The organism is Achromobacter sp. GQ309 (assembly GCF_059759315.1).
Genome location: NZ_JCAXDP010000007.1, coordinates 367896 through 391065, shown reverse-complemented (window position 1 = coordinate 391065; position 23170 = coordinate 367896). Strand labels below are relative to the sequence as shown.

17 protein-coding genes are annotated in these 23170 nt (G+C 65.8%); 11 read left to right on the top strand and 6 right to left on the bottom strand.

What is annotated here, in order from left to right:
* Nucleotides 1-30 precede the first annotated feature (30 nt).
* Nucleotides 31-705: an epoxyqueuosine reductase QueH gene (locus AC6CIE_RS22915; protein ID WP_218345294.1), complete on the bottom strand. Its 675-nt coding sequence runs from the start codon at nucleotides 703-705 to the stop codon at nucleotides 31-33.
* Between the two features lie 48 nt (nucleotides 706-753).
* Nucleotides 754-3549 carry a bifunctional [glutamate--ammonia ligase]-adenylyl-L-tyrosine phosphorylase/[glutamate--ammonia-ligase] adenylyltransferase gene (gene glnE / locus AC6CIE_RS22910; protein ID WP_498094146.1) on the bottom strand — a complete coding sequence of 932 codons (2796 nt, stop codon included), beginning with the start codon at nucleotides 3547-3549 and terminating at the stop codon, nucleotides 754-756.
* A gap of 103 nt (nucleotides 3550-3652) precedes the next feature.
* Between glnE and AC6CIE_RS22905 the strand changes: the two genes are divergently transcribed.
* Nucleotides 3653-7285 (top strand): YhdP family protein, encoded by a 3633-nt coding sequence (locus AC6CIE_RS22905; RefSeq protein WP_498094144.1) that lies wholly within the window; start codon nucleotides 3653-3655, stop codon nucleotides 7283-7285.
* A gap of 63 nt (nucleotides 7286-7348) precedes the next feature.
* Here AC6CIE_RS22905 and rho read toward each other — a convergent pair whose 3' ends face one another.
* Together rho and trxA are read right to left on the bottom strand one after the other, a co-directional pair.
* Nucleotides 7349-8608: a transcription termination factor Rho gene (rho, locus tag AC6CIE_RS22900; RefSeq protein ID WP_043541410.1), complete on the bottom strand. Its 1260-nt coding sequence runs from the start codon at nucleotides 8606-8608 to the stop codon at nucleotides 7349-7351.
* A gap of 116 nt (nucleotides 8609-8724) precedes the next feature.
* On the bottom strand, nucleotides 8725-9051 hold the full coding sequence (gene trxA / locus AC6CIE_RS22895) for a thioredoxin TrxA (protein ID WP_006218534.1): 327 nt from the start codon (nucleotides 9049-9051) through the stop codon (nucleotides 8725-8727).
* Nucleotides 9052-9375: 324 nt separating this feature from the next.
* On the opposite strand from trxA, the gene parE reads away from it, so the two are divergent.
* From parE to AC6CIE_RS22875, 4 genes are all read left to right on the top strand, one after another.
* Nucleotides 9376-11337 (top strand): DNA topoisomerase IV subunit B, encoded by a 1962-nt coding sequence (gene parE / locus AC6CIE_RS22890; RefSeq protein WP_175125067.1) that lies wholly within the window; start codon nucleotides 9376-9378, stop codon nucleotides 11335-11337.
* Nucleotides 11337-11936: a YcxB family protein gene (locus AC6CIE_RS22885; RefSeq protein WP_175125066.1), complete on the top strand. Its 600-nt coding sequence runs from the start codon at nucleotides 11337-11339 to the stop codon at nucleotides 11934-11936. The genes parE and AC6CIE_RS22885 overlap by 1 nt, the downstream gene beginning before the upstream one ends.
* A gap of 45 nt (nucleotides 11937-11981) precedes the next feature.
* Nucleotides 11982-14318, top strand: coding sequence for a DNA topoisomerase IV subunit A (parC, locus tag AC6CIE_RS22880; RefSeq protein ID WP_175125065.1), 2337 nt, complete (start codon nucleotides 11982-11984; stop codon nucleotides 14316-14318).
* Nucleotides 14319-14397: 79 nt separating this feature from the next.
* On the top strand, nucleotides 14398-15600 hold the full coding sequence (locus AC6CIE_RS22875; RefSeq protein ID WP_498094142.1) for a DUF418 domain-containing protein: 1203 nt from the start codon (nucleotides 14398-14400) through the stop codon (nucleotides 15598-15600).
* A gap of 52 nt (nucleotides 15601-15652) precedes the next feature.
* Here AC6CIE_RS22875 and AC6CIE_RS22870 read toward each other — a convergent pair whose 3' ends face one another.
* Both AC6CIE_RS22870 and AC6CIE_RS22865 read right to left on the bottom strand, forming a co-directional pair.
* Entirely contained in the window at nucleotides 15653-16993 is a 1341-nt protein-coding gene (locus AC6CIE_RS22870; protein WP_498094140.1) for an aspartate aminotransferase family protein, read from the bottom strand.
* Between the two features lie 47 nt (nucleotides 16994-17040).
* On the bottom strand, nucleotides 17041-17973 hold the full coding sequence (locus tag AC6CIE_RS22865; protein ID WP_498094138.1) for a MurR/RpiR family transcriptional regulator: 933 nt from the start codon (nucleotides 17971-17973) through the stop codon (nucleotides 17041-17043).
* Nucleotides 17974-18246: 273 nt separating this feature from the next.
* Between AC6CIE_RS22865 and AC6CIE_RS22860 the strand changes: the two genes are divergently transcribed.
* The 6 genes from AC6CIE_RS22860 (at nucleotide 18247) to AC6CIE_RS22835 (ending at nucleotide 23116) form a co-directional block, all read left to right on the top strand.
* Entirely contained in the window at nucleotides 18247-18795 is a 549-nt protein-coding gene (locus tag AC6CIE_RS22860) for a MarR family winged helix-turn-helix transcriptional regulator (protein WP_246282994.1), read from the top strand.
* Nucleotides 18792-19352, top strand: coding sequence for a diaminobutyrate acetyltransferase (gene ectA / locus AC6CIE_RS22855; protein WP_175125060.1), 561 nt, complete (start codon nucleotides 18792-18794; stop codon nucleotides 19350-19352). Before AC6CIE_RS22860 ends, ectA begins: the two co-directional genes overlap by 4 nt.
* 124 nt (nucleotides 19353-19476) lie before the next feature.
* Nucleotides 19477-20784: a diaminobutyrate--2-oxoglutarate transaminase gene (ectB, locus tag AC6CIE_RS22850; RefSeq protein ID WP_239214650.1), complete on the top strand. Its 1308-nt coding sequence runs from the start codon at nucleotides 19477-19479 to the stop codon at nucleotides 20782-20784.
* Nucleotides 20781-21179, top strand: a complete 399-nt coding sequence (locus AC6CIE_RS22845) for an ectoine synthase (RefSeq protein WP_056571502.1) — start codon at nucleotides 20781-20783, stop codon at nucleotides 21177-21179. Before ectB ends, AC6CIE_RS22845 begins: the two co-directional genes overlap by 4 nt.
* A gap of 15 nt (nucleotides 21180-21194) precedes the next feature.
* Nucleotides 21195-22121 carry an ectoine hydroxylase gene (thpD, locus tag AC6CIE_RS22840; protein WP_175125058.1) on the top strand — a complete coding sequence of 309 codons (927 nt, stop codon included), beginning with the start codon at nucleotides 21195-21197 and terminating at the stop codon, nucleotides 22119-22121.
* 122 nt (nucleotides 22122-22243) lie between these two features.
* Nucleotides 22244-23116, top strand: a complete 873-nt coding sequence (locus tag AC6CIE_RS22835; RefSeq protein ID WP_498094135.1) for an MOSC domain-containing protein — start codon at nucleotides 22244-22246, stop codon at nucleotides 23114-23116.
* Nucleotides 23117-23170 lie beyond the last annotated feature (54 nt).

Below are 23170 nucleotides of genomic sequence, written 5' to 3'. Positions count from 1 at the left end.
ATGGGCGGTGCGGAGCGCACCGCCCGCTGATCAGAGATTCTCTTCGTTGATCAGGTCTTCCTTGCCATAGAACTTGACGCCGATGTGAATACGTTCGCGGCCCTGCGAGCGGCGATGGCGGTTGGTATCGCGCAGCGAGTAGACGCAGCCGCAGTATTCCTGCTGGTAGAAGTTCTCGCGCTTGCTGATTTCGATCATGCGCGCCGAACCGCCGCCCTTGCGCCAGTTGTAGGTCCAGTAGATCAGGTCGTCGTAGCGCGCGGCGGCGCGTTCGCCGCAGCCGTTGATCTGGTTCATGTCCTTCCAGCGCGAGATCCCGAGCGAGCTGGTGATAGTGTCAAAGCCATGCTCGTGCGCGTAAAGCGCGGTGCGCTCGAAGCGCATGTCGAAGCAGGCCGTGCAACGCTCGCCGCGTTCGGGCGCGTTTTCCATGCCCTTGACGCGCTCGAACCAGTTGTCCATGTCGTAGTCGGCATCGATGAACTCGATGCCGTGCTGCTCGGCGAAGCGGATGTTCTCCTGCTTGCGGATTTCGTACTCTTTGACCGGATGGATGTTCGGATTGTAGAAGTAGATCGCGTAATCGATCCCGGAGGCCGTCATGGCCTCCATGACCTCGCCGGAACAGGGCGCGCAACACGAATGCATCAGCACCTTGCTGCGGCCGGCGGGCAGGTCGAGTTTGGGGCGGACGAGTTCAGACATGGCGGTCAGGCAAAAGCGGAAAAACCCTTATTTTACGACGAGTTGCCATCAGCCCAGCACCGTCGTCCAGAGCTCGCGGACCGCAGCCCGTTCTGACTGCAGCTGGTCGGGCGCCACGCGGGCCTTTTCCACGCCCTGAAGACGCAATTGGTGCTGGACGCGCCGCAGCGTGCGGTAGGCGTCGCCCGACCGCGCCGCCAGGTCCGGCGGGATCAGCCCGGCCTCGCCGGCCAGGCGCAACAGCGCGATGTTGCCAAGGTTGCGCACCAGCACCGGATGCGTGCCCGCGTGGCACAGCACCAGGTACTGCGTCACGAATTCCACGTCGACCATGCCGCCGCGATCGTGCTTCAGATCGAAGCGGTCGGTGGTGTTGGGATGGCCGGCATTGATCTTTTCGCGCATCGCCAGCACCTCGTTGCGCAACGCGGCCGTGTCGCGCGGCGCCACCAGGATGTCCTCGCGGATCTTCTCAAAGCGCTCGCCCAGGTTGGCGTCGCCCGCCGCGAAACGCGCCCGGGTCAGCGCCTGGTGTTCCCACGCCCAGGCGTGCTTGTGCTGGTATTGCTCGAAGGCCTCCAGCGAGACCGCCAGCAGCCCCGCGTCGCCGTCGGGCCGCAGGCGCAGGTCGGTTTCGTACAGCCGGCCCGAGGACGTCATGGTCGACAGCCAGGACGACATGCGCCGTCCCAGCTTGGCGTAGACCTCCGCCGCGTCGTCGCGCGGGTCGTCGAACAGAAACACCAGGTCAAGATCGGACGCATAGCCCAGTTCCTTGCCGCCCAGCTTGCCGTACGCGATGACGGCAAAGTGCGGCTCGGCGCCCGGGACCTTGTTCACGAGCGGCCAGGCGCGACGGATGGTTTCGGTAAGCAGCAGGTCGGCCAGCGCCGACAACTGGTCGGCCAGCTTTTCGACGGTGAGCTCGCCTTCCAGGTCCTGCGCCAGCAATTGGAAGCTGGCCTGGCGCTGCACGTCGCGCATCAGGTTCATCTGGCGTTCGACGTCCGGATCGCCGTCCGGCAGGCGGCAGGCGTCCATATCTGCGGTGAGCTGCCGGGCAATCTGGCCGAAGTCGAGCGGCTCGAAGAGCGTGCGCCAGTCGATCAGGCTGTCGAGCAGCAGCGGATGCTGCGTCAGGTACTGCGCGGCCCACGGACTGGCGGCCACCATGCGCGCCACGCGCGCCAGCGTGTCCGGGTATTCGGCGAGCAAGGCAAGGTACGCGCTGCGTTGCGCAATCTTTTCGATCAGGTCGAACAGGCGCACCGCCGCTTCATGCGGCGCCGGCGTCTGCAGCGCGGCGCGCAGGGCGGCCGGCAGCAGAACCTCCATACGGCGGCGGCTGCTTTCTGGCAGGCTGCGCACGCGATGGCTGCCCGATAGCGTCTCGGCGCGGCGCAGCAGATCGTCTGCATCGTTGCCGAACGCCTGGCGGATCTGCTCGCTCAGTTCGCATTCGCTGTCAGGCTCGGGCTGGCTGGACGGCGTGGCGTCTGCGGTGGCGTCCGGGGCGGTGGCGGGTGCGGCTTCTTCCTCGCCCATGCCGACCATGCGGAAGACGTTGCGGAAGGTCTGCGACACGAACTCGCGGTGTGCCGCCAAGGTGCTTTCAAAGTCTTCGGCCGTCATCCCCAGCGCCGCGGCCAGGGCGGCGCGCAGGTCGGGGTCTCCGGGCAAGAGGTGGGTCTGCTCATCTTCGCGGTACTGCAGCGCATGCTCGGTGCGGCGCAGGAAACGATAGGCCTCTTCCAGCCGGCGGGCATCGTCCTCGGGGATCAGGCCCGCCACGCACTCGGCATGCAGCGCTTCGAGCAGCCCCCGCTTTTGCAGCGCCGGCATGCGGCCGCCGCGAATCAATTGCGCAAGCTGCACCACGAACTCGATCTCGCGGATGCCGCCGTCGCCCAGCTTGATGTTGTTGGCGCTGTCGATGCCATTGCGCGCCGACGCGCGGCGCTGCCAGTCCTGGCGGATGCGCTCGCGCAGCGCGCGCAGCGCGGCCAGCGCGTCAAAATCGAAATACTTGCGGTAGACGAAGGGCACGCGCAGGCTTTCCAGTTGCCGGGCCTGCGCGGCGCTGTCGCTGTCTTCGAACGCCTGCGCGGGCATCAGCCGCGCTTTCAGCCAGGCATAGCGCTCCCATTCGCGGCCCTGGCCGATCAGGTAGTGCTCCAGGGCATCCAGGCTCCAGGCCAGCGGACCGGCGTCGCCGTCCGGGCGCAGGCGCAGGTCGGTGCGGAACACCTGGCCGTTGGCGTCCACCTCGGACAGGACCGGCATCATGCGGCGGGTCAGGCGCCCGTAGAACTCGTGATGGCTGATGCGGCGCGGGCCGTCGGTTTCGCCTTCTTCGCCGTACAGCATGATGAGGTCGATGTCGGACGAAACGTTCAGTTCGCAGCCGCCCAGCTTGCCCATGCCGACGATGAGCATCTCCTGCGGTTTGCCGGTGGCCGGGTCGCGCGGCATGCCGTGCACGGCCGACAGTTCCGCCGCCACGCTGCGGTAGGCGGCAGCCACTGCCATGTCCGCCAGCGTGGTCATGGCGCCCACCACCTCTTCAAGCGGCGCTTGCCCGGTCAGGTCGCGCACGATCAGCACGCTGAAGACGCGTTCGCGCAGCTTGCGCAGCACCATGCGGCAGACGTCCACCGGCAAGGCGGCGGAGGCGGCCGAGGCGGGGCCGGCCAGTTCGTTCTGCCATTGCACCATCAGGTCGGGTGTCACGGGGTGTTTCACGGCCTCTTCCAACCAGGCGGCCAGGTCCGGGTGGGCGTCCAGGCGGCGGCGCAGATGGCCGGACCAGGCGAGGGCGGGAGCGATCAAGGATGGTTTCGACATGGTGCAAAGGGCGGCAGACGGATGGACGTGTTTCAGGTATAAGTGGGGACGATACTGCAAGACATCTCCTCCTGCCCACTGATCCGTGTCTGTTCCAAAAAAAGTGCTCCGCAGCCTGTTCTGGGCCGCGCTGACCGTCTATGGCGTCGTCGCCATCGGGTTTCTGGGCGTGCGCTACTGGGTCCTCCCGCGGGTGGATCAGTGGCGCCCTCAGATCGAAGCCTACGCCAGCCAGGCGTTGGGCGCCCGCGTTACGATCGGCGCGATCAAGGCGAACTGGCAAGGGCTCAATCCCAGGCTCGATCTCGCTGCCGTCCAGGTCTACGACGACGAGGCCGATCCGGTATTGAGCCTGCCGTCCGTGTCCGCGGTCGTGGCATGGCGCAGCCTGCTGTCGCTGTCGCCCACGCTGGTGCGGCTGCGGCTGGAAAAGCCGGAACTCACGCTGCGGCGGGACGCGTCCAATCATCTGTGGGTCGCCGGTCAGGACATCGACCTGAATGCGAGCGACCATGCCTCCGATCTCAATCATCCGGGCCTGCGATGGCTGGCGGCGCAGCGCGAGCTGCTGGTCAGCGACGCCACGCTGCGCTGGCAGGACGAATTGCGCCAGGCGCCGGAACTGACACTGGAAGGCGTCGACTTCCTGGTGCGCAATGGCAGCCTGTCGCACCGGTTCGTGCTGCAGGCCTCCGCAGGGCCCGCGCTGGCGCATAAGCTGGAACTGCGCGGGGAATTCAACCGTGGACTGTTTGGCGTCGACGCCAAAAAGCCCGCCAACTGGAGCGGTCAGATTTTTGCGCAGGCCGATGACGTGGAGCCGCAGGCCTGGGCGCCGTGGATCGACGTGCCCGCGGTCGCTGGCCGGCTGGCGGCTCGGGCGTGGTGGCAATTGGATCATGGCAAGTTCACCGAACTGACCAGCGATGTCGCCGTGCGCGGCGTGTCCTGGATCTCCGCGCCGGACGGCCCCGCTGTCCAGAGCGGCTCGGGCCAGTTGCGCTTTTCCGTGTGGCCTGGCGATTACGTGAAGATCGAAGGCGTGCCGCTGGGGCGCAGCAAGGGCGCGCCTGACGTGGCCGTCAAGGGGGCGGTGCATCAACTGCGCGTGACGCTGCCCGGCGTCTTCGAGACGCCGACGCTACGGGCCGACGACCTGGAGCTCGATGCCCAGGTCCAGGGGCCGGATCCGGCGCATTGGTTCGTGGACGTGGCGCAGTTGCGCCTTGCCAATGAAGACCTGGAAGCACGCCTGCAAGGCCAATGGCGGCCCGAAGGCAAGACCGCGGCGGGCAGCGTTGACGTGCGCGGCACGATGGTCCGCGGGTCGATGCCGGCCATTCACCGGTATCTGCCGCTCGAAGTGAATGCGGACGCCCGTGAATGGCTGGCGACCGGCCTGCCCGCCGGGCAGATGCATTCGGCGGCCATCACGCTCAAGGGCGATCTGGACGACTTTCCGTATGGCGCACCGGGCTCGACCGGCGAGTTCGTCATCGCCGGCAACTATTCCGGCGCTAAGGTCGATTACGCGCCGGCGCGCAAGCACCACAAGGGCTGGCCGATGCTGGAAAACCTGTCGGGCAGTTTTCGCATCGACAAGGTCAGCCTGGCGCTGGATAGCGCGGGCGGCGCTGTGGCCCATACCGGGCAGGGACATACCGTCACGCTGGGCAAGGTGAAAGCCGCCATTCCGAACATGGAGCACGACTCACAGCTTCGCGTCACTGGCGACACCTCCGGGCCGGTGGCGGCGTACCTGGCGCTGGCGGCGAATTCTCCGCTGGGCGAGCTGCTGGACGGGGCGCTGGACGAGGCGCACGGCACCGGCGACTGGCGCATGCCGCTCGATCTGACCGTGCCGCTGCTAAACACCGATGACACGCAAGTGGTGGGGCGCATCAAGTTCTCGGACAATTCGTTCAGCTTCATGCCCGAGATCCCGGTGCTCAGCCAGATCCACGGTGATCTGGAATTCTCGGAAAAAGGCGTGCAGACCAAGGGCATCCGCGCGCAGTTCCTGGGCGGCCCCGTCAACATCTACGGCACGCTGGCGCAAGGCACGGACGCGCTGCGTTTTGACGGCACGCTATCGGGGCCCGGCCTGTCGCAGTTGAGCCGCGCGCCGTCGATGTCGCGCTTTACCGGCCGTGCGGCGTACAAGGGCCGGCTGATCTACCTGAAGGGCGGTGCAATCGACATCTCGGCCGAGTCCGACCTGGTCGGCATGGCGATCGACATGCCCGCGCCGGCCGGCAAACCCGCCAAGTCCGCGCAGCTGTTGAAGCTGCAATGGTCGCCGGCACAGGACCGCGGCGCGCGCGACCGGCGCTGGCTCACGGCCAGCCTGGGCGACAACGTGAATGCGTTGTTCGAGCGGGACCCGGCCGATGGCTCGTCGTCGTATTTTTCGCGCGGGGCGCTGGGCGTCGGGCGGCCAGCCAGCCTGCCGGAACGCGGGCTGAGCCTGAACGCCAGCCTGCCCGAGCTGGACATGGACGGCTGGGAAAAGGTTTCGGACGGATTCGACGAGCCGCCCGTCAAGGGCAGGCCGCCCGCCAAGCCCATCCTGCCGCAGCCCGAGCGCATCAGCCTGGCGGCCAGCGTGCTGCACGCCAGCGGTTTCACCTTCAATGACCTGACGCTGTACGCCACGCGTCCCGCGCCGGCGCGCTGGCGCGTCGAACTGGAATCGCGGCAGGCGGCGGGCACGCTGGAGTGGCGTGAGGCGCAGGGCGCCATCGCCGGCCAGATCACCGCTCGCCTGAAACATCTGTCGATCGCGGGCGAGGGCGACGCCAATCAGGCCGACAAGGCGCTGGCATCCGGCAACGACCTGTCCGACATCCCCGCCATCGACCTGCAAGCCAACCAGTTCATGCTGTACGGCAAGAACCTGGGGGCGCTTCAGGTCACGGGCACCAATCTGGAACGCGGACGGCAGTGGCGGCTGGACAAGCTCTCCATCACCAACGATTCGGCGGCCCTGAACGCCACGGGGAGCTGGGGGCTGGAAGGTCCGAACCGCGGCCTGACCGTCGACGCGTTGCTGAAGCTGGAAAACGTCGGTGACTTCATGGGCCGGATCGGCTTCGAGAACGTGGTGTCCAACGGCAAGGGAACGATCCAGGGCAAGGCGACCTGGCGCAATCTGCCGTGGACACACAACATTGCCGACGTGGTGGGGGACGTGGTCGTCAGCCTGGACAACGGCCGCTTCATGCACGTGAATTCCCGCACCGCGCGCCTCTTGGAGTTGCTGTCGCTGCAATCGCTGCAGCGGTTGGCACGGCTGGACGTCAATCCCACCAACCTGCTGCGCGACGGCTTTCCGTTCGACACCATTCGCGGGAACGTGAAGGTGGCCGATGGCATGCTGACCACCGAAGGCTACAAGATCAACGGGCCGGTCGCGGCCATCGTGCTGGCCGGAGGCGTGAACCTCGTCAAGGAACGCTGGGACATGAAAGCGGTGGTGATTCCGAATCTGGACGCCAGCGGCGCGGCGATGGTCACCGCCCTGGCGGTCAATCCGCTGATCGGCCTGGGCGCTTTTGTCACGCAATGGTTGCTCAAGCAGCCGCTCGCCCGCGCAATGACCATGGAATACGCCGTCACAGGCAGCTGGGACGATCCCAGCATCGAACCGATCGAAGCCGGCAAGGAACCGGCCAAGCAGACGCCGCGCCCCGCGAATGCCACGCCGCGCCGGATGCCGGAATTCATCGAACATTAAGCCGGCGCCCATGAAAAAAGCCGCCCTTGGCAAGGGCGGCTTTCTTTGGCGCGGACGTTCCGCTTACTTCTTCTTCATCATGTCGAAGAATTCGGCGTTGGTCTTGGTGGCGCGCATCTTGTCCAGGATGAACTCCATGGACTGGACTTCGTCCATGTCGTGGATGAACTTGCGCAGCACCCACACCTTCTGCAGCAGGTCCGGGGCGATCAGCAGCTCTTCGCGGCGGGTGCCCGACTTGTTCAGGTTGATGGACGGGTAGACGCGCTTTTCTGCGAGGCGGCGCTCGAGGTGGACTTCGGAGTTGCCGGTGCCCTTGAATTCTTCATAGATGACTTCATCCATGCGGCTGCCGGTTTCGATCAGCGCGGTGCCCAGGATGGTCAGAGAGCCGCCTTCTTCAAGGTTACGCGCCGCGCCGAAGAAACGCTTGGGGCGTTGCAGGGCGTTGGCGTCCACACCGCCGGTCAGCACCTTGCCGGAAGCCGGCACGACGGTGTTGTAGGCGCGGGCCAGACGGGTGATCGAGTCCAGCAGGATCACGACGTCCTTCTTCATTTCGACCAGGCGCTTGGCCTTTTCGATGACCATTTCGGCCACTTGCACGTGACGCGTGGCGGGTTCGTCGAAGGTCGACGCCACCACTTCACCGCGCACGGTGCGCTGCATTTCGGTCACTTCTTCCGGGCGTTCGTCGACCAGCAGGACGATCATGACCGCATCGGGATAGTTGGTGGTGATGGCATGCGCGATGTGCTGCATCATCACCGTCTTGCCGGACTTGGGGCTGGCGACGATCAGGCCGCGCTGGCCCATGCCGATGGGGGCGAAGACGTCGAGGATCCGGCCGGTGAGGTTTTCCTCGCTCTTGATGTCGCGTTCCAGGCGGATGACGCGGTTCGGATGCAGCGGCGTCAGGTTCTCGAACATGATGCGATGCTTGATCGCCTCAGGGGCCACGCCGTTGACCTTGTCCACCTTCACCAGGGCAAAGTAGCGCTCGCCATCCTTGGGGGTGCGCACTTCGCCTTCGATGGAATCGCCGGTGTGCAGATTGAAACGGCGGATCTGCGACGGAGAAATATAGATGTCGTCGGTGCTGGCCAGATACGAGGTTTCCGGCGAACGCAGGAAACCAAAGCCGTCGGGCAGGACTTCAAGAACGCCGTCGCCGAAGATCTGCTCGCCCTGCTTGGCGCGCCGCTTCATGATGGCGAACATCAGTTCCTGCTTGCGCAGGCGGTTGGCGTTCTCGATTTCCAGGCCAGCGGCCATTTCGAGCAGCTGCGAGACGTGCAGCGCCTTCAGTTCGTTGAGGTGCATCGCGGTGAGTGTTGGGGGAAAAGTAAAGGAGGGTCTGGCGGCGCGCCACGGACGGGCTCGCGCGGTACTGAATGAGCGCCGCCTATGCGGCGGCGCCCTCGTTTACAGCACGCGATTTACAACGCGCCGTCCAGGAATGCGGTGAGTTGCGACTTCGACAGCGCGCCAACTTTGGTGGCGGCAGCCTGGCCGTCTTTAAAGAGCATAAGGGTCGGAATGCCGCGGATGCCGTACTTGGTGGCGGTACCCTGGTTCTCGTCCACGTTCAGCTTGGCGATCGTCAGACGGCCAGCGTATTCGGTGGCGACTTCTTCCAGGATCGGGGCGATCATCTTGCAGGGGCCACACCAGGCAGCCCAGTAGTCCACCAGCACCGGCTGGCCGGATTTCAACACATCGGCATCGAAGCTGGCGTCACTGACGTTCTTGATTTGGTCGCTCATGATGGTGATTCTCGGTTCGGCAGCAAAAGGCGCGTGAAAACGCGCCTTGCCGTTGTTCTTGTTTGTGGAATGGACTCAAGCATACCACTGTCAATAACAACAGGCATACCACTGTTAATAACAACAGGGTTTGCAGGTTTTTGTGTAGGATGTTGCGGCGCAGCTGTCGCGGTCCGGGAAGTCAAAGCCCGGATCGGCGGTTGTGACTGTCATCATCCTACCGAAATCGGACCTGGTCAGGTCGTGCGCATCCCACCCGGAGCCGCGCAGAATCTAGGCTTATCCGTAAAATGTCGGTTTTTTTCCACAGATGTTGGGGATAACTTGGCCACTCCACGTTACAACGAGGCGTCCATCCGCGTCCTGAAGGGGCTGGAACCCGTGCGGCAGCGCCCGGGCATGTACACCCGCACCGAAAACCCCCTGCACGTCGTGCAGGAGGTCATTGATAACGCCGCAGACGAGGCCCTGGCCGGCTACGGCAAACAGATCCAGGTCACGCTGCATGCAGATGGCAGCGTCTCCGTTGAGGACGACGGCCGCGGCATTCCCGTCGGCCTGCACCCCGAAGAAAACGCGCCCGTGGTCGAACTCGTGTTCACGCGCCTGCATGCGGGCGGCAAGTTCGACAAGGCGGGCGGCGGCGCCTACGCCTTCTCGGGCGGCCTGCACGGCGTCGGCGTGTCCGTCACCAACGCGCTCGCCACCCGCCTGGAAGTCATCGTCTGGCGCGACAACGCCGTGAGCCGCCTGGTGTTCAAGGGCGGCGACGTCGCCGAACCCCTGGCGCCCTACGATCAGGGCGGCCGCAAGAAGTCCGGCACACGCGTGCGTGTCTGGCCGGACGCCAAATACTTCGACAGCCCCAATATCCCGCTGGGCGAGCTGACGCATCTGCTGCGCAGCAAGGCCGTGCTGCTGCCGGGCGTGAAGGTCACGCTCGTCAACGAGAAAACCAACGACACCAAGACCTGGCAGTATCAGGACGGCCTGCGCGGCTACTTGGCCGAGGCCCTGGCGGGCGCCGAACTGATGGTGCCGTTCTTCGAAGGCGAACAGTACGCCGGCGCCGACCATGAAAACTTCGCCGAAGGCGAGGGCGCCCAATGGGTGGTGGCCTGGACCGACGACGGCAACGCGGTACGCGAGTCCTACGTCAACCTCATTCCCACGCCAGCCGGCGGCACGCATGAATCCGGCCTTCGCGAAGGTCTGTTCGGCGCGGTGAAGGGCTTTGCCGAACTGCACAGCCTGCTGCCCAAGGGCGTGAAGCTGCTTCCCGAAGACGTGTTCGCCCGCGCCAGCTTCGTGCTGTCGGCCAAGGTGCTGGACCCGCAATTCCAGGGCCAGATCAAGGAACGCCTGAACAGCCGCGACGCCGTGCGGCTGGTGGGCGGTTTTTCCAAGAGCGCGCTCGACCTCTGGCTGCACAGCAACGTCGAATACGGCAAGAAGCTCGCGGAACTGGCCATCCGGCAGGCGCAGGCGCGCCAGCGTTCGGCCCAGAAAGTCGAAAAGCGCAAGAGTTCCGGCGTGGCGGTGCTGCCCGGCAAACTGACTGACTGCGAGTCCAGCGACGCCACGCGCACTGAAGTGTTCCTGGTCGAGGGCGACTCGGCCGGCGGCTCGGCCAAGATGGGCCGCGACAAGGAATTCCAGGCCATCCTGCCGCTGCGCGGCAAGGTGCTCAATTCCTGGGAAGTCGACCGCGACCGTCTTTTTGCCAACAACGAGATCCACGACATTTCCGTGGCCATCGGCGTCGACCCGCACGGTCCCAACGATACGCCCGACCTGTCCGGCCTGCGCTACGGCCGCATCTGCATCCTGTCGGACGCTGACGTCGACGGCTCCCACATCCAGGTGCTGCTGCTGACGCTGTTCTACCGGCATTTCCCCAAGCTCGTCGAGGCTGGCAACGTGTACGTCGCCAAGCCGCCGCTGTTCCGCCTGGATGTGCCCGCGCAGGGCAAGCGTCCCGCGCGCAAGATCTACTGTCTTGATGAAGGCGAACTCGAGGCCGCGCAGGACAAGCTGCGCAAGGAAGGCGTGCGCGAAGGCGCGTGGGCCGTCAGCCGGTTCAAGGGCCTGGGCGAAATGAACCCCGAGCAACTGTGGGAAACCACCATGAACCCGGACACGCGCCGTCTGCTGCCCGTGGGCTACGGCGACCAGACGCCCGACGACACCACCCGCATGTTCGACATGCTGATGGGCAAGGGCGAGTCCTCGCAACGCCGCGCGTGGATCGAAGAAAAGGGCAACCTGGCGGAGCTCGACATCTGATGACGCCGTCCGCGCCCGGGCAAGCCCGCATGGTCGTCGACCTGACCGCCGACGACTACGCGGATTTTGCCGCCTATGTGTACAAACGGCCGGAACTTCGCCGCCGCCGCTACCGGTCTCATTTGCGCTTCGGCATCCTGATGATCGTCGCGCTGCTTGCGTACCTGATCTGGCAGACCTGGGACGGCAAGGGACCCAATTGGGGCGCGATTCTGCCGGTGTATTTCCAGGGGCTGGCGGTCGGGCTGGGCATCCTCGCGCTGCTGGCCCTGGCCTATGAATACGTGCTGCCCGGACTCGTGCGGATGAACACGCGCCGCATGCTGGCCAAGCAGCCGGACACCCTGTATCTGGGTCGGCACGAACTTGATTTCGGCCCCGACGGCGTCACCGACAGTACGGCCTCCGCCTCCGGGCAGATGGCGTGGACCGACGTGCGGCGGGTCGAAGAAACCCCCGAACATCTCTACGTCATCCTCGGCACCCTGCAGGGCGTGATCATCCCCAAGCGCGGGCAGGACGCCGCCACGCTGCAAGCCGTGCGCGCCCAGATCCGCGCGCACGTTGCCGACACCCAGCTCATGGCCCCGTCCGCCTGAGGCGCATTGACGCCGTTTCGATGAATTTGTTTACCTGAAACCATCATGACCGACAGCAATCAACCCGGCCTGTTTGACTCCAACCCGCCCGGCGGCGACGGCGACGGTGACGGCAACGCCGCCATCACGCTGGCGCGCTACGCGGAACAGGCCTATCTGGACTACGCGGTTTCCGTGGTGCGCGGCCGCGCGCTGCCCGACGTGGGCGACGGGCAGAAGCCCGTTCAGCGCCGCATCCTGTTTGCGATGCAGGCGATGGGGCTGGGCTCCGGCGCCAAACCCGTCAAATCCGCGCGCGTCGTGGGCGACGTGCTGGGTAAATACCATCCGCATGGCGATCAGGCCGCGTACGACGCCATGGTCCGCATGGCGCAGGACTTCTCGCTGCGCTATCCCTTGATCGACGGCCAGGGCAACTTCGGTTCGCGCGACGGCGATAACGCCGCCGCCATGCGTTACACGGAAGCGCGGCTCACGCCCATTGCCAAGCTGCTGCTCGACGAGCTGGACGAGGGCACCGTCGATTTCGTGCCCAACTACGACGGCAGCCAGCAAGAGCCGCAGATGCTGCCGGCGCGGCTGCCCGTGATGCTGCTGAACGGCGCGTCGGGCATCGCGGTCGGCATGGCCACCGAGATTCCGCCGCACAACCTGCGCGAAGTCGCCCAGGCCTGCGTGGCGCTCATCAAGCAGCCGCAGTTGCCGGACGAGGAGCTGTACGCCATGATCCCCGGCCCGGACTTCGCGGGCGGCGGACAGATCATCACCCCGGCTGCCGATATCGCGCAGATCTACGGAGGGGGCCGCGGCTCGCTCAAGGTGCGCGCGCGCTGGCAGTTTGAAGAACTGGCGCGCGGCCAGTGGCAACTGGTCGTCAACGAGCTGCCCCCGGGCACGTCCGGCCAGAAGGTGCTGGAAGAAATCGAGGAAATCACCAATCCCAAGGTCAAGACGGGCAAGAAGAGCCTGACGCCCGAGCAGACGCAGGCCAAGGCCGTGATGCTGAACCTGCTGGATGCCGTGCGCGACGAATCCGGCAAGGACGCCGCGGTGCGCCTGGTCTTCGAACCCAAGACTTCGCGGGTGGACCGCGACGAGTTCGTCAACACGCTGCTGGCGCAGACCAGCATGGAAGGCAGCGCCAGCGTCAACCTGGTGTGCATCGGCACCGACGGCCGGCCGCGCCAGAAGGGCCTGCGCGACATCCTGGTCGAGTGGCTGGCGTTCCGCACCAACACCGTCGTGCGCCGCACGCGCTTCCGTCTGGACAAGGTCATCGACCGCATCCATGTGCTGGAAGGGCGCATGGTCGTCTACCTGAACGTGGACGAGGTCATTCAGACGATTCGCGAATCCGACGAGCCCCGCGCCGCCCTGATGGAACGCTTTAAGCTGTCCGAGCGTCAGGCCGAAGACATCCTGGAAATGCGCCTGCGCCAATTGGCGCGCCTGGAAGGCTTCAAGATCGAGCAGGAACTGGCCGACAAGCGCAAGGAGCAGATCTCGCTGCAGGAGCTGCTGGACAACCCCACGACGCTCAAGCGCCTGCTGATCAAGGAAATCGAAGCCGACGCCAAGCAATATGGCGACGAGCGCCGCACCCTGATCGAAACCGCCGAGCGCGCCGTGCTGGAAACCAAGGTGCTGGACGAGCCGGTCACCGTGGTCGTATCGCAGAAGGGCTGGCTGCGCGCGCGTCAGGGCCACGGCCACGACGCTTCGCAATTCGGCTTCAAGCAGGGCGACGATCTGTACGGCGCCTTCGAGTGCCGTACCACCGACACGCTGATCGCGGTCGGCGACAACGGCCGGGTCTACTCGGTGCCGGTGTCCGGACTGCCGTCGGCGCGTGGCGACGGCCAGCCGGTCACCACGATGATCGACCTGGAATCCGGCACGCGCATCGTCCATACGATCGCTGCCTCGGCCGACAGCCGCTGGCTGCTGGCAACCCGCGGCGGTTATGGCTTCGCGGCCAAGCTGTCCGACATGGTCAGCCGCCAGCGCGCGGGCAAGCAGTTCATCACGCTGGAAACGGGCGACGAACTGCTGCGTCCGGTGCCGCTGTTTGCGGGCGCCCAGCAACTGGCGCTGCTGTCGCAAAAGGGCAAGTTCCTGGTCTTCGGCCTGGACGAGGTCAAGTCGCTGTCGGGCGGCGGACGCGGCACCATCCTGATGGGACTGGACGGTGCGGACAAGCTCGACCAGACCGTGCCGATCGGCCCGAAGGGCTTGCGCGCCACCGGCATCTATCGCAACAAGATGACCGAGGACATCCTGGCGGGTGCGGACCTGGCCGTCTACGTCGGCAAGCGGGCCCGCAAGGGCCGCGCGCTGGACGTGCGGCCCAAGCAGCCGTTGCTGTCGCCGGTGCTGGGTTGACGCCTGCGCGCCGCCTGACGCCGAACACGCCCGGCGGCGCGCGCCACTTGCGCCGCCGGGTTGCCTTCCAGAGGCCCGCATGAGCATCGACCTCGCCGCCCGGCCGCGCCTTGCGCACGTCGATGCCCTGCGCGGCTTCGCGCTCTTCGGCATCCTGGTCGTCAATATCAACGTCTTCGCCTTTCCGTTCTATGGCGGGGGCGTGCCGGATCCGGTGTATTCCAGCCCCGTGGACGTGACGGTCCGCTGGCTGGTCGCCTGGTTGTTCGAAACCAAGTTCTACCTGCTGTTTTCCTTCCTGTTCGGCTACAGCTTCACGCTGCAGATGTCGGCGGCCGAGCGCGCCGACGCGGCCTTCGCACCGCGCTTTCTGCGCCGGTTATTGGGACTGGCGGCCTTGGGCATGGTGCACGCCATCCTGTTCTACCAGGGCGACATCCTGGTCACCTACGCGTTGTTGGGCCTTGCGCTGCTGTTATGCCGGCGCATGGACCCGGGCCGGGCGCTGCGCGTTGCCCTGTGGCTGATCGCGCTGGCGTCGGCGGTGTGGGGGATTCTGGGCGCGTTGAGCTTTCTGGACCCCGTTCCGGCCGGCTACGCGCTGCAGTACAAGGCCGACGCGCTGGCGTCCATCGAGGCGTACCGCGGCACCGTGGGCACCACGATCGCGCAGCACATCAAGGAACTCACCGAAGCCATCTGGTTCACGGTGCTGTTCGTGCAAGGGCCGTTCGTCTTCGCCATGTTCCTGGCCGGGTATGCGATGGGGCGGCGCAATGCGCTGGCGGATCCTTGGCGCTCGCGCCGCGCCCTGGGACTGCTGTGCGCACTGTGCGTCCTGCCCGGACTGGCCGGCGCCGCGGCGTATGCCACCAGCGCCTTGCCGCAGGCGCGCGTGATGTGGGAATTGCCGGGCCTGGCCGTGGGCCTGTTCACTGCGCCGCTCTTGAGCCTGTCGTACGGGGCGGCGTTCCTGCTGGCGCTCCGTACGGGGCCAGGCGAGCGCCTTGGGGTCTGGCTGGCCCCGGCGGGGCGGATGGCGCTGAGCAACTACCTGATGCAGTCGGTCGTGTGCGCATTCCTCTTCACGGCGTGGGGCCTGCGGCTGTTCGCCGCCGTGACGCCTCTGGCCGCGTTTCTGATTGCGGTGGCTATCTTTGCCGCCCAGTTGCCGTTGTCTGCCTGGTGGCTGCGGCATCACGCCTATGGACCCGTGGAATGGTTCCTGCGCGCGCTCACCATCGGCGCGCGCCCGCCCTGGCGGCGGGCGGGCGCAGGCTGATCAGGCGGCGCGGGGCGGAGGATCGCCGCCCGGCGGCCGTTGCGGTGGACGCCTAACCCCGCGTCTGCGCGATCGCGGCGTCGATGGCGCCGGTCAGCCGTTCCGTCAGTTGATCCAGTTCGTCGTCGGAAATGATGAAGGGCGGCGCGAGCAGGACGTGATCGCCCTGTCGTCCATCGAGGGTGCCGCCCATCGGATACACCATCAAACCCCGCGCCATCGCCTCGCGCTTGATCCGCGCATGCAGCGTCAATTCGGGATCGAAGGGCTGCTTGCTGGCGCGGTCCTGAACCAGCTCCACGCCCATGAAGAGACCCCGGCCGCGGATGTCGCCCACATGCGGGTGTTCGCCCAGCGCCGCCTGCAGACGCTGCGCCAGGCCTGCGCCCTGAACCCGCACGCGCTCAAGCAGCCCGTCGCGCCGGATCACGTCCTGCACCGCCAGCGAGGCCGCGCACGCCAGCGCGTGGCCAAGATACGTGTGGCCATGCTGGAAAAAGCCGCTGCCTTGCTGCATCGCCTGCACGATGTGCTGTTGCGCCATGACTGCCCCAATCGGCTGATAGCCACCGCCCAGCCCCTTGGCGATGGTGATGAGATCCGGCGTCACGCCTTCCTGTTCGACGGCGTACAGCGTGCCGGTCCTGCCCATGCCGCACATCACTTCGTCGGCGATGAACAGCACGCCGTGGCGGTCGCAGACCTCGCGGATGCGGCGAAAGTACCCCGGCACGGCGGTCACCGCGCCAGACGTCGCGCCCACCACCGGCTCGGCCACGAATGCCATGACGGAGTCGGGGCCGAGGCGCAGGATGGCCGCGTCCAGTTCCTCTGCAAGCCGCTCGCCGTATTGTTCGGCGGTTTCGTCGCTGCGCTGGTCGCGGTAGGCATAGCACGGCGAAACGTGCTCGACCTCGATCAACAGCGGCGCGAACTGTGCGCGCCGCCAGGCATTTCCGCCGACCGCCAGCGCGCCGAGCGTATTGCCGTGATAGCTCTGCCGCCGCGCGATGATGTGGCGGCGCTGCGGCTGACCGATTTCGACGAAATATTGGCGCGCCATCTTGAGCGCCGCTTCCACCGCTTCCGACCCGCCCGACACGAAGTAGGCGTGCGAGGTGCCGGCGGGCGCGTCCGCCACCAGGCGGGCCGCCAGCTTTTCAGCGACCTCGGTGGTGAAGAAGCTGGTGTGGGCATAGGCCAGCGCGTCGATCTGCGCGTGCAGGGCCGCCTGGACGTCCGGATGATTGTGGCCCAGGCAGGACACGGCCGCGCCGCCTGAGCCGTCCAGATACGCGCGGCCCGCGCTGTCATGGATCCAGACGCCCTGGCCGCGCACGGCGACGGGGGGCGTATGGCGAAGGGAGCGATGCAGGATGTGGGTTTGGCTCATGCTGCGGGTTCCTGGGTCAGGTTGAGGGTGGCGTTGGCTCGGGCGCCTCAGCCGTGGCGGCGCGCGGGGGCGCCGGTCCAATAGACGTTGTCAGTGCGCAGGCGCTGCTCGACTTCGGCCAGCCGGTCCAGCACCGCGTCGCCGCCGAGGGCCGTCAGCCGTGCGATCAGGTGTTCGGCCAGCCCAAGCAGACCGGCGGTCGTGTGGAAGAACGAGCCCGGCCCCAGGCGCGCCGGCCTGGCTTGCACGCCATCGCGGTCGGACGGGGCGAAGCGCAGCGTGTGGCGGGCGTCTCCGGCAAGCGGTGACAGCGGGTCGTCGGTCAGCGCCACCACGGCCACGCCGCGCCGCGCGGCCTGACGCGCCAGCGCTACGGTGGCGGCGGGGTAGGGGGCCTGCGAGATGACGATCAGCGCATCGCCCGCGCCCAGGTTGTCGATCTGCTCGGCCGGCGCGCCGCCCAGCCCGTCGATCAGGACACTGTTGCGCCGCACGAGCTGATAGGCGTAGCGCATCTGGAATGCAATGCCGAAGGCTGAGCGCGTGCCCAGGAAACCGACCTGACGCGCGTCCAAAAGGGTTTGCACGGTGGCGTCGAACGTTGCGGGCGGGTTCAGCGCGCAGACCGAGGAAATGGCCTGGACCTGATACCCGGTCAATGCATCGTGGCCGGGTTCGGCGGACGCACCCGCCGCAGCCTGCAGGGCAGCGGCGCGGTCGCGCAGGCCCGGCGCGCCCTGTGCCGCCAACGCCTGCTGGAACGGCTGGCGGAAATCCTCGTAGCTGCCATAGCCCAATGCGCGAGCCAGGCGCAACATCGTGGCGGGCGCCACGCCGAGCGTCTGCGCCTGCCGGCGCATCGACCAGAGTCCCACCTGCGCGGGATTCGCTACGACCCAGCGCGCCGCCCGCTGCAATTCGGGCGGCAGTTGTTCCAGCTTTGCCTGGAGGGTGGCGAGCAGGGAAGCGGGCAAGGACATGTTGGCAGGACCGGATAAACGGTAAAAACATATGATAAATAAAACATCATGAACAAAACATATGTTTTTTTGTTCGGGCCAGCCAGCAGGCGGATGCCGCTCACAGCCCCCGGCATAGCGGAACCAGCGTGCTGACAAGTCCATTCATACTGCGGTCATCCTCGCCAAATCCGCGTTCATTTATTTACATCGTGCCCGGGTTTTTGTTTGACTCGAATAAATCGGGCGCATATGATTCGTGTAGAAATGATTTTGCCCGAACCATCTGTATCCATGACTGACGCCGCGAAAACCGAAACCACTCAGCAGTACGACCTGCGCATTTTGCGAGCCCTGCGCCGCATCACGCGTTCGATCGCGCTGCATTCGCGCCAGTTGTCCGCGGTCAGTCACATCACTGCGCCGCAGCTGATGTGCCTGCGCACCGTGATCGCCAACGGTCCGATGACCGCCACCGCGATCAGCCGCGAGATGCACGTCAGCCCCAGCACGGTGGTCGGCATCCTGGATCGCCTGGAAGACAAGGCGCTCATCCGCCGCGAGCGGGGCCGTGAAGACCGCCGCATCGTGTTCGTCACCGCCACCGAGGCGGGACAGGAATTGGCGCAAGGCGCGCCGTCGCCGCTGCAAAAGCATCTGGCTGACGCGCTCAATGCCTTGCCGGAATTGGAACAGGCCACCATCACCCTGTCCCTGGAGCGCATCGTGACGCTCATGGAACAGGACGGTCAGGCCGCAGTCGACACGCATGGAGACGTGTCGTCGCCCATCCTTGAAGTGCCCACGGGCGGGGCACCCCCAGAATCGGGAATCGTTGCATGAAGAAAAACGAACTGGACTCCCCCATACTCTCAAGTGCCGTGGCGCCGGCGGTCAGCGCGCAGACCCATACCATGCGTCTGCCCGACCGCAAAGACGGCGCCGCGATCCACCGCCTCATTTCCGAGTGCCCGCCGCTCGACCTGAATTCCCTCTACGCGTACCTGCTCCTGTGCGAGCACTTCCGCGACACCTGCGTCCTGGCTGAAAGCGCCGGGGGACGCATCAATGGTTTCATCTCCGCATATGTGGACCCGTCCCGCCCCGACGTCCTGTTCGTCTGGCAGGTTGCGGTGCACGCCCGCGCTCGCGGCCAACGCCTTGGCCGCGCCATGCTCCGGGAACTCTTGCAGCGCAAGGGCCTGGCGCATGTCCGCTATCTTGAAACCACGGTGGGGCCTGACAACCAGGCTTCGCGCCGCACCTTCGCCGGCCTGGCCGCCGAAGTAGGCGCCCACGTTTCCGAACAGCCGTTCTTCGACCGGCAACTCTTCGGCGGCGCGGACCATGACGACGAGATGCTGTTAAGGATAGGTCCGTTCGCCTTGCCGTCCCCGTAGGGGCGTCACAGGCCTGAAGGGCTTATCGAGTTACCGGGATGGTTCTAACTGTCCGGGTGCGTTTGCCGCACCTGGCGGGATCAGGCCGTCCGTCAATTAATGAGTTGAAAAGGGAGGATTAATCATGGACTTGAAGATCTTTGACCGCATGGAGTCTGAAGTGCGGGGCTACATCAGGTCGTTTCCCGTGATATTCAATCAGGCCCGTGGCTCGACGCTCATCGATGAAGATGGCGCCGAATACATCGACTTCTTCAGCGGCGCAGGCACGCTGAACTACGGCCACAACAATCCTGTTCTCAAGGAAAAGCTGCTGGAGTATGTGCAGGCGGACGGCGTCGTCCACGGCCTGGACATGGCCACCAGCGCGAAGAAGCGTTTCCTGGAGACGGTGGATCGCGTGCTGCTCAAGCCGCGCAACTGGCAGTACACGCTGCAATTCACCGGCCCGACCGGCACCAATGCCGTCGAAGCCGCGCTGAAGATCGCGCGCCAGGTCAAGGGCCGTCCCAACGTGATCTCGTTCACGCACGGCTTCCACGGCGTGAGCGGCGGCTCGTTGGCCGCCACGGCCAACATGAAGTTCCGTGACGCCGCCGGCTACGCGCTCGGCAACACGACCTTCATGCCCTACGACGGCTACTTCGGTCCGGACGTGGACACCATGGCGTACATGGAACGCATGCTGGAAGACCCGAGCAGCGGCATGGACAAGCCGGCCGCCGTCATCGTGGAAACGGTGCAGGGCGAAGGCGGCGTCAATGTGGCCACGCTGCGCTGGCTCAAAGAGCTGGAAAAATTGTGCAAGCGCCACGACATGCTGCTGATCGTGGACGACATCCAGGTCGGCTGCGGCCGCACGGGCACGTTCTTCAGCTTCGAAACCGCCGGCATCCGCCCCGACATCATCACGCTGTCCAAGTCGCTATCCGGCTTTGGCCTGCCGATGTCGCTGGTGCTGATGAAGCCCGAACTGGACATCTGGAAGCCCGGCGCGCACAGCGGCACCTTCCGCGGCAACAACCTGGCGTTCGTCACCGCGACGCAGGCGCTGGAAACCTACTGGACCAACGCCGCATTCACGGCCGACATCCAGCGCAAGGAACGCCTGGTCGGCGACTGGCTTGAAAACCTGGTGCACAGCTATCCCAACGCCGGCCTGTCGGCGCGTGGCCGCGGCCTGATCCAGGGCCTCGTGTCCAACGGCAATCCGGCGCTGTCCAACCGCATCGCCCAATGCGCTTTCAAGAAGGGCGTCGTGATCGAAACGTCGGGCGCGCACGATGAAGTGCTGAAGTTGCTGCCCGCGCTGACGATCGAGGAAGACCTGCTGGCCAAGGGCCTGGATCTGATCGAGGCCAGCGTGGCCGAAGCGCTGGCCGATGAGGGGCAGTCTGCCCGCATCCTGAAATTTGGAGGAAAACGTCAATGATCGTACGTAATGTCAAAGATGTGATCGGCACTGCCGACGAAGTCCGCACCGACACCTGGGTCAGCCGCCGCGTGCTGCTGAAGAAGGATGGCATGGGCTTTTCATTCCACGAGACCACCATCTTCCCGGGCGGCCGCACGCACATCCACTACAAGAACCATCTTGAGGCGGTGTGGTGCATCGAGGGCGACGGTTCGATCGAGACCATTGCCGACGGCAAGAAATACGACCTGGGCCCCGGCGTGGTCTACGCGCTGAACGAAAACGACGAGCACTGGCTGTGCGGCGGCAAGGAGCCGCTGCGCGTCATCTGCGTCTTCAATCCGCCGCTGACCGGCCAGGAAGTGCACGACAAGGAAGGTGTCTACGCACTGCCCGATGCGGTCGCGGCCTGATAAAAGGAGGTTCGCATGATCTCACCCGCGCAGGATCCGTACGCCTCCCGTACGGATCGCAGTTCCGCCATCATTTCCCGCCAGGATCCGGTCGTCTATGAAGACGGCAAGTATGCCAACGCCCTGAGCGAAGAGCAGGTCGGCCAGTATGACCGCAACGGCTTCCTGCTGCTGGAAAACCTGTTCACGGAGGCCGAGGTGCGTGCGCTGTCGGCCGAGGTCGAGCGCATGACGCGCGACCCGTCCATCGTCCGCCGCGAAGAGGCCATCACCGAGCCGGGCAGCAACGCCGTGCGTTCCATCTTCATGGTGCACGTGCTCAATCCGATGCTGGCACGGCTGGTGCGCGATCCGCGCCTGGTCAACGTGGCACGTCAGATTCTCGGCTCCGAGGTCTACATCCACCAGTCGCGTGCCAATATGAAGCCGGGCTTCAAGGGCAAGGAGTTCTACTGGCACTCCGACTTTGAAACCTGGCACGTCGAAGACGGCATGCCGTCGATGCGTGCGCTCAGCTGCTCGGTGCTGCTGACCGACAACAACGAGTGCAACGGCCCGCTGATGCTGGTGCCCGGCTCGCATCGGCAGTTCATCTCGTGCGTCGGCGAGACGCCGAACGAGCACTACAAGCAGTCGCTGAAGAAGCAGGAATACGGTGTGCCGGATCCTGTCAGCCTGCAATTGCTGGTGGAGCAGGGCGGCATCAGCACGATGACGGCCAAGGCCGGCTCGGTGGTGTTCTTCGACTGCAACACGATGCACGGCTCGAACAGCAACATCTCGCCGTGGCCCCGCGCCAATGTCTTCATGGTCTACAACAGCATGGAGAACACCCTGAACCCGCCCAAGTACGGGCTGACCCCGCGTCCCGAGCACATCGCGACGCGCAAGGGATTCAAGGCGGTCACGCCGCTGGACACCTTGAAGCTGGTCGGCGGCTGAGCAACCGCCACCTCATCTGGCCCGGGCTAGTCCCGGGCTTTTTTTGTCTCTTTCGGGCGGTCCGACGCGCCGCATTTCTTGTATTCTCTGCGGCATTCGCCACTCGTTGAGCCATCGCCGCCATGTCCGCCCGCATCCTCAGCCTGCATATCTACCCCGTCAAATCCTGCGCGGGCATCGATCTGACCGAATCTCCCATCGATCGCGCGGGCCTTGCGCATGACCGGCGCTGGATGGTGGTGGACGCCGCGGGCCAGTTCATGACGCAACGGCAATGGCCGGCCATGGCGCTCATCCGCACGGCGCTCACTGCTGACGCGCTGCGGCTGTCGGCGCCTGGCATGGCTGACCTGGATATCGCGTTGGACGGATCGGGTCTGCACGGCGACGCCCTCACGGTCGGCGTCTGGGCCGACACCACCACGGCCCGGCGCGAAAGCGAAGCGGCCGCCCAATGGCTGACCCAGTTCCTGCAAACGCCGTGCGGCCTGCTCAAGGTGGACGCCGCGGCGCGCCGCGACGCCAAGCCCGACTGGGTGTCGCGCTGGGTCGATGCGCACCCGGACCTGGCCGACGCCTTCGTGGGCGAGCACTGCTTCGGGTTTGCCGACGGGTTCCCGCTGCTGATCGCCAACCAGGCGTCGCTGGACGACCTGAATGCCCGCCTGCAGGCCAAGGGCGCCGACCCCGTGCCCATGGACCGGTTCCGTCCCAACATCGTGGTCGAGGGCGAATGGGAAGCCTTCGAGGAAGACCACACCGCCATGATTTCGGCGGCCGGGGTGCGGATGGCGTTCGTCAAGCCGTGCACGCGTTGCTCGATTCCGGACATCGATCAGCGCACGGCCAAGCAGTACGAGGAACCGGGCAGTACGCTGGCGGGTTACCGCAATCTGGACATCGGCGTGGTGTTCGGCCAGAACGCCATCCTGGATGCGCCGGCGGGGGCGCGGCTCAAGGTGGGCGACGCCGTCGAGATCGAACTGGATTTCTGACGCGCCGCCCTAACGGGGCTGGGGTCTCATTTGGCCCCTAAGCCTTAAGCCCAG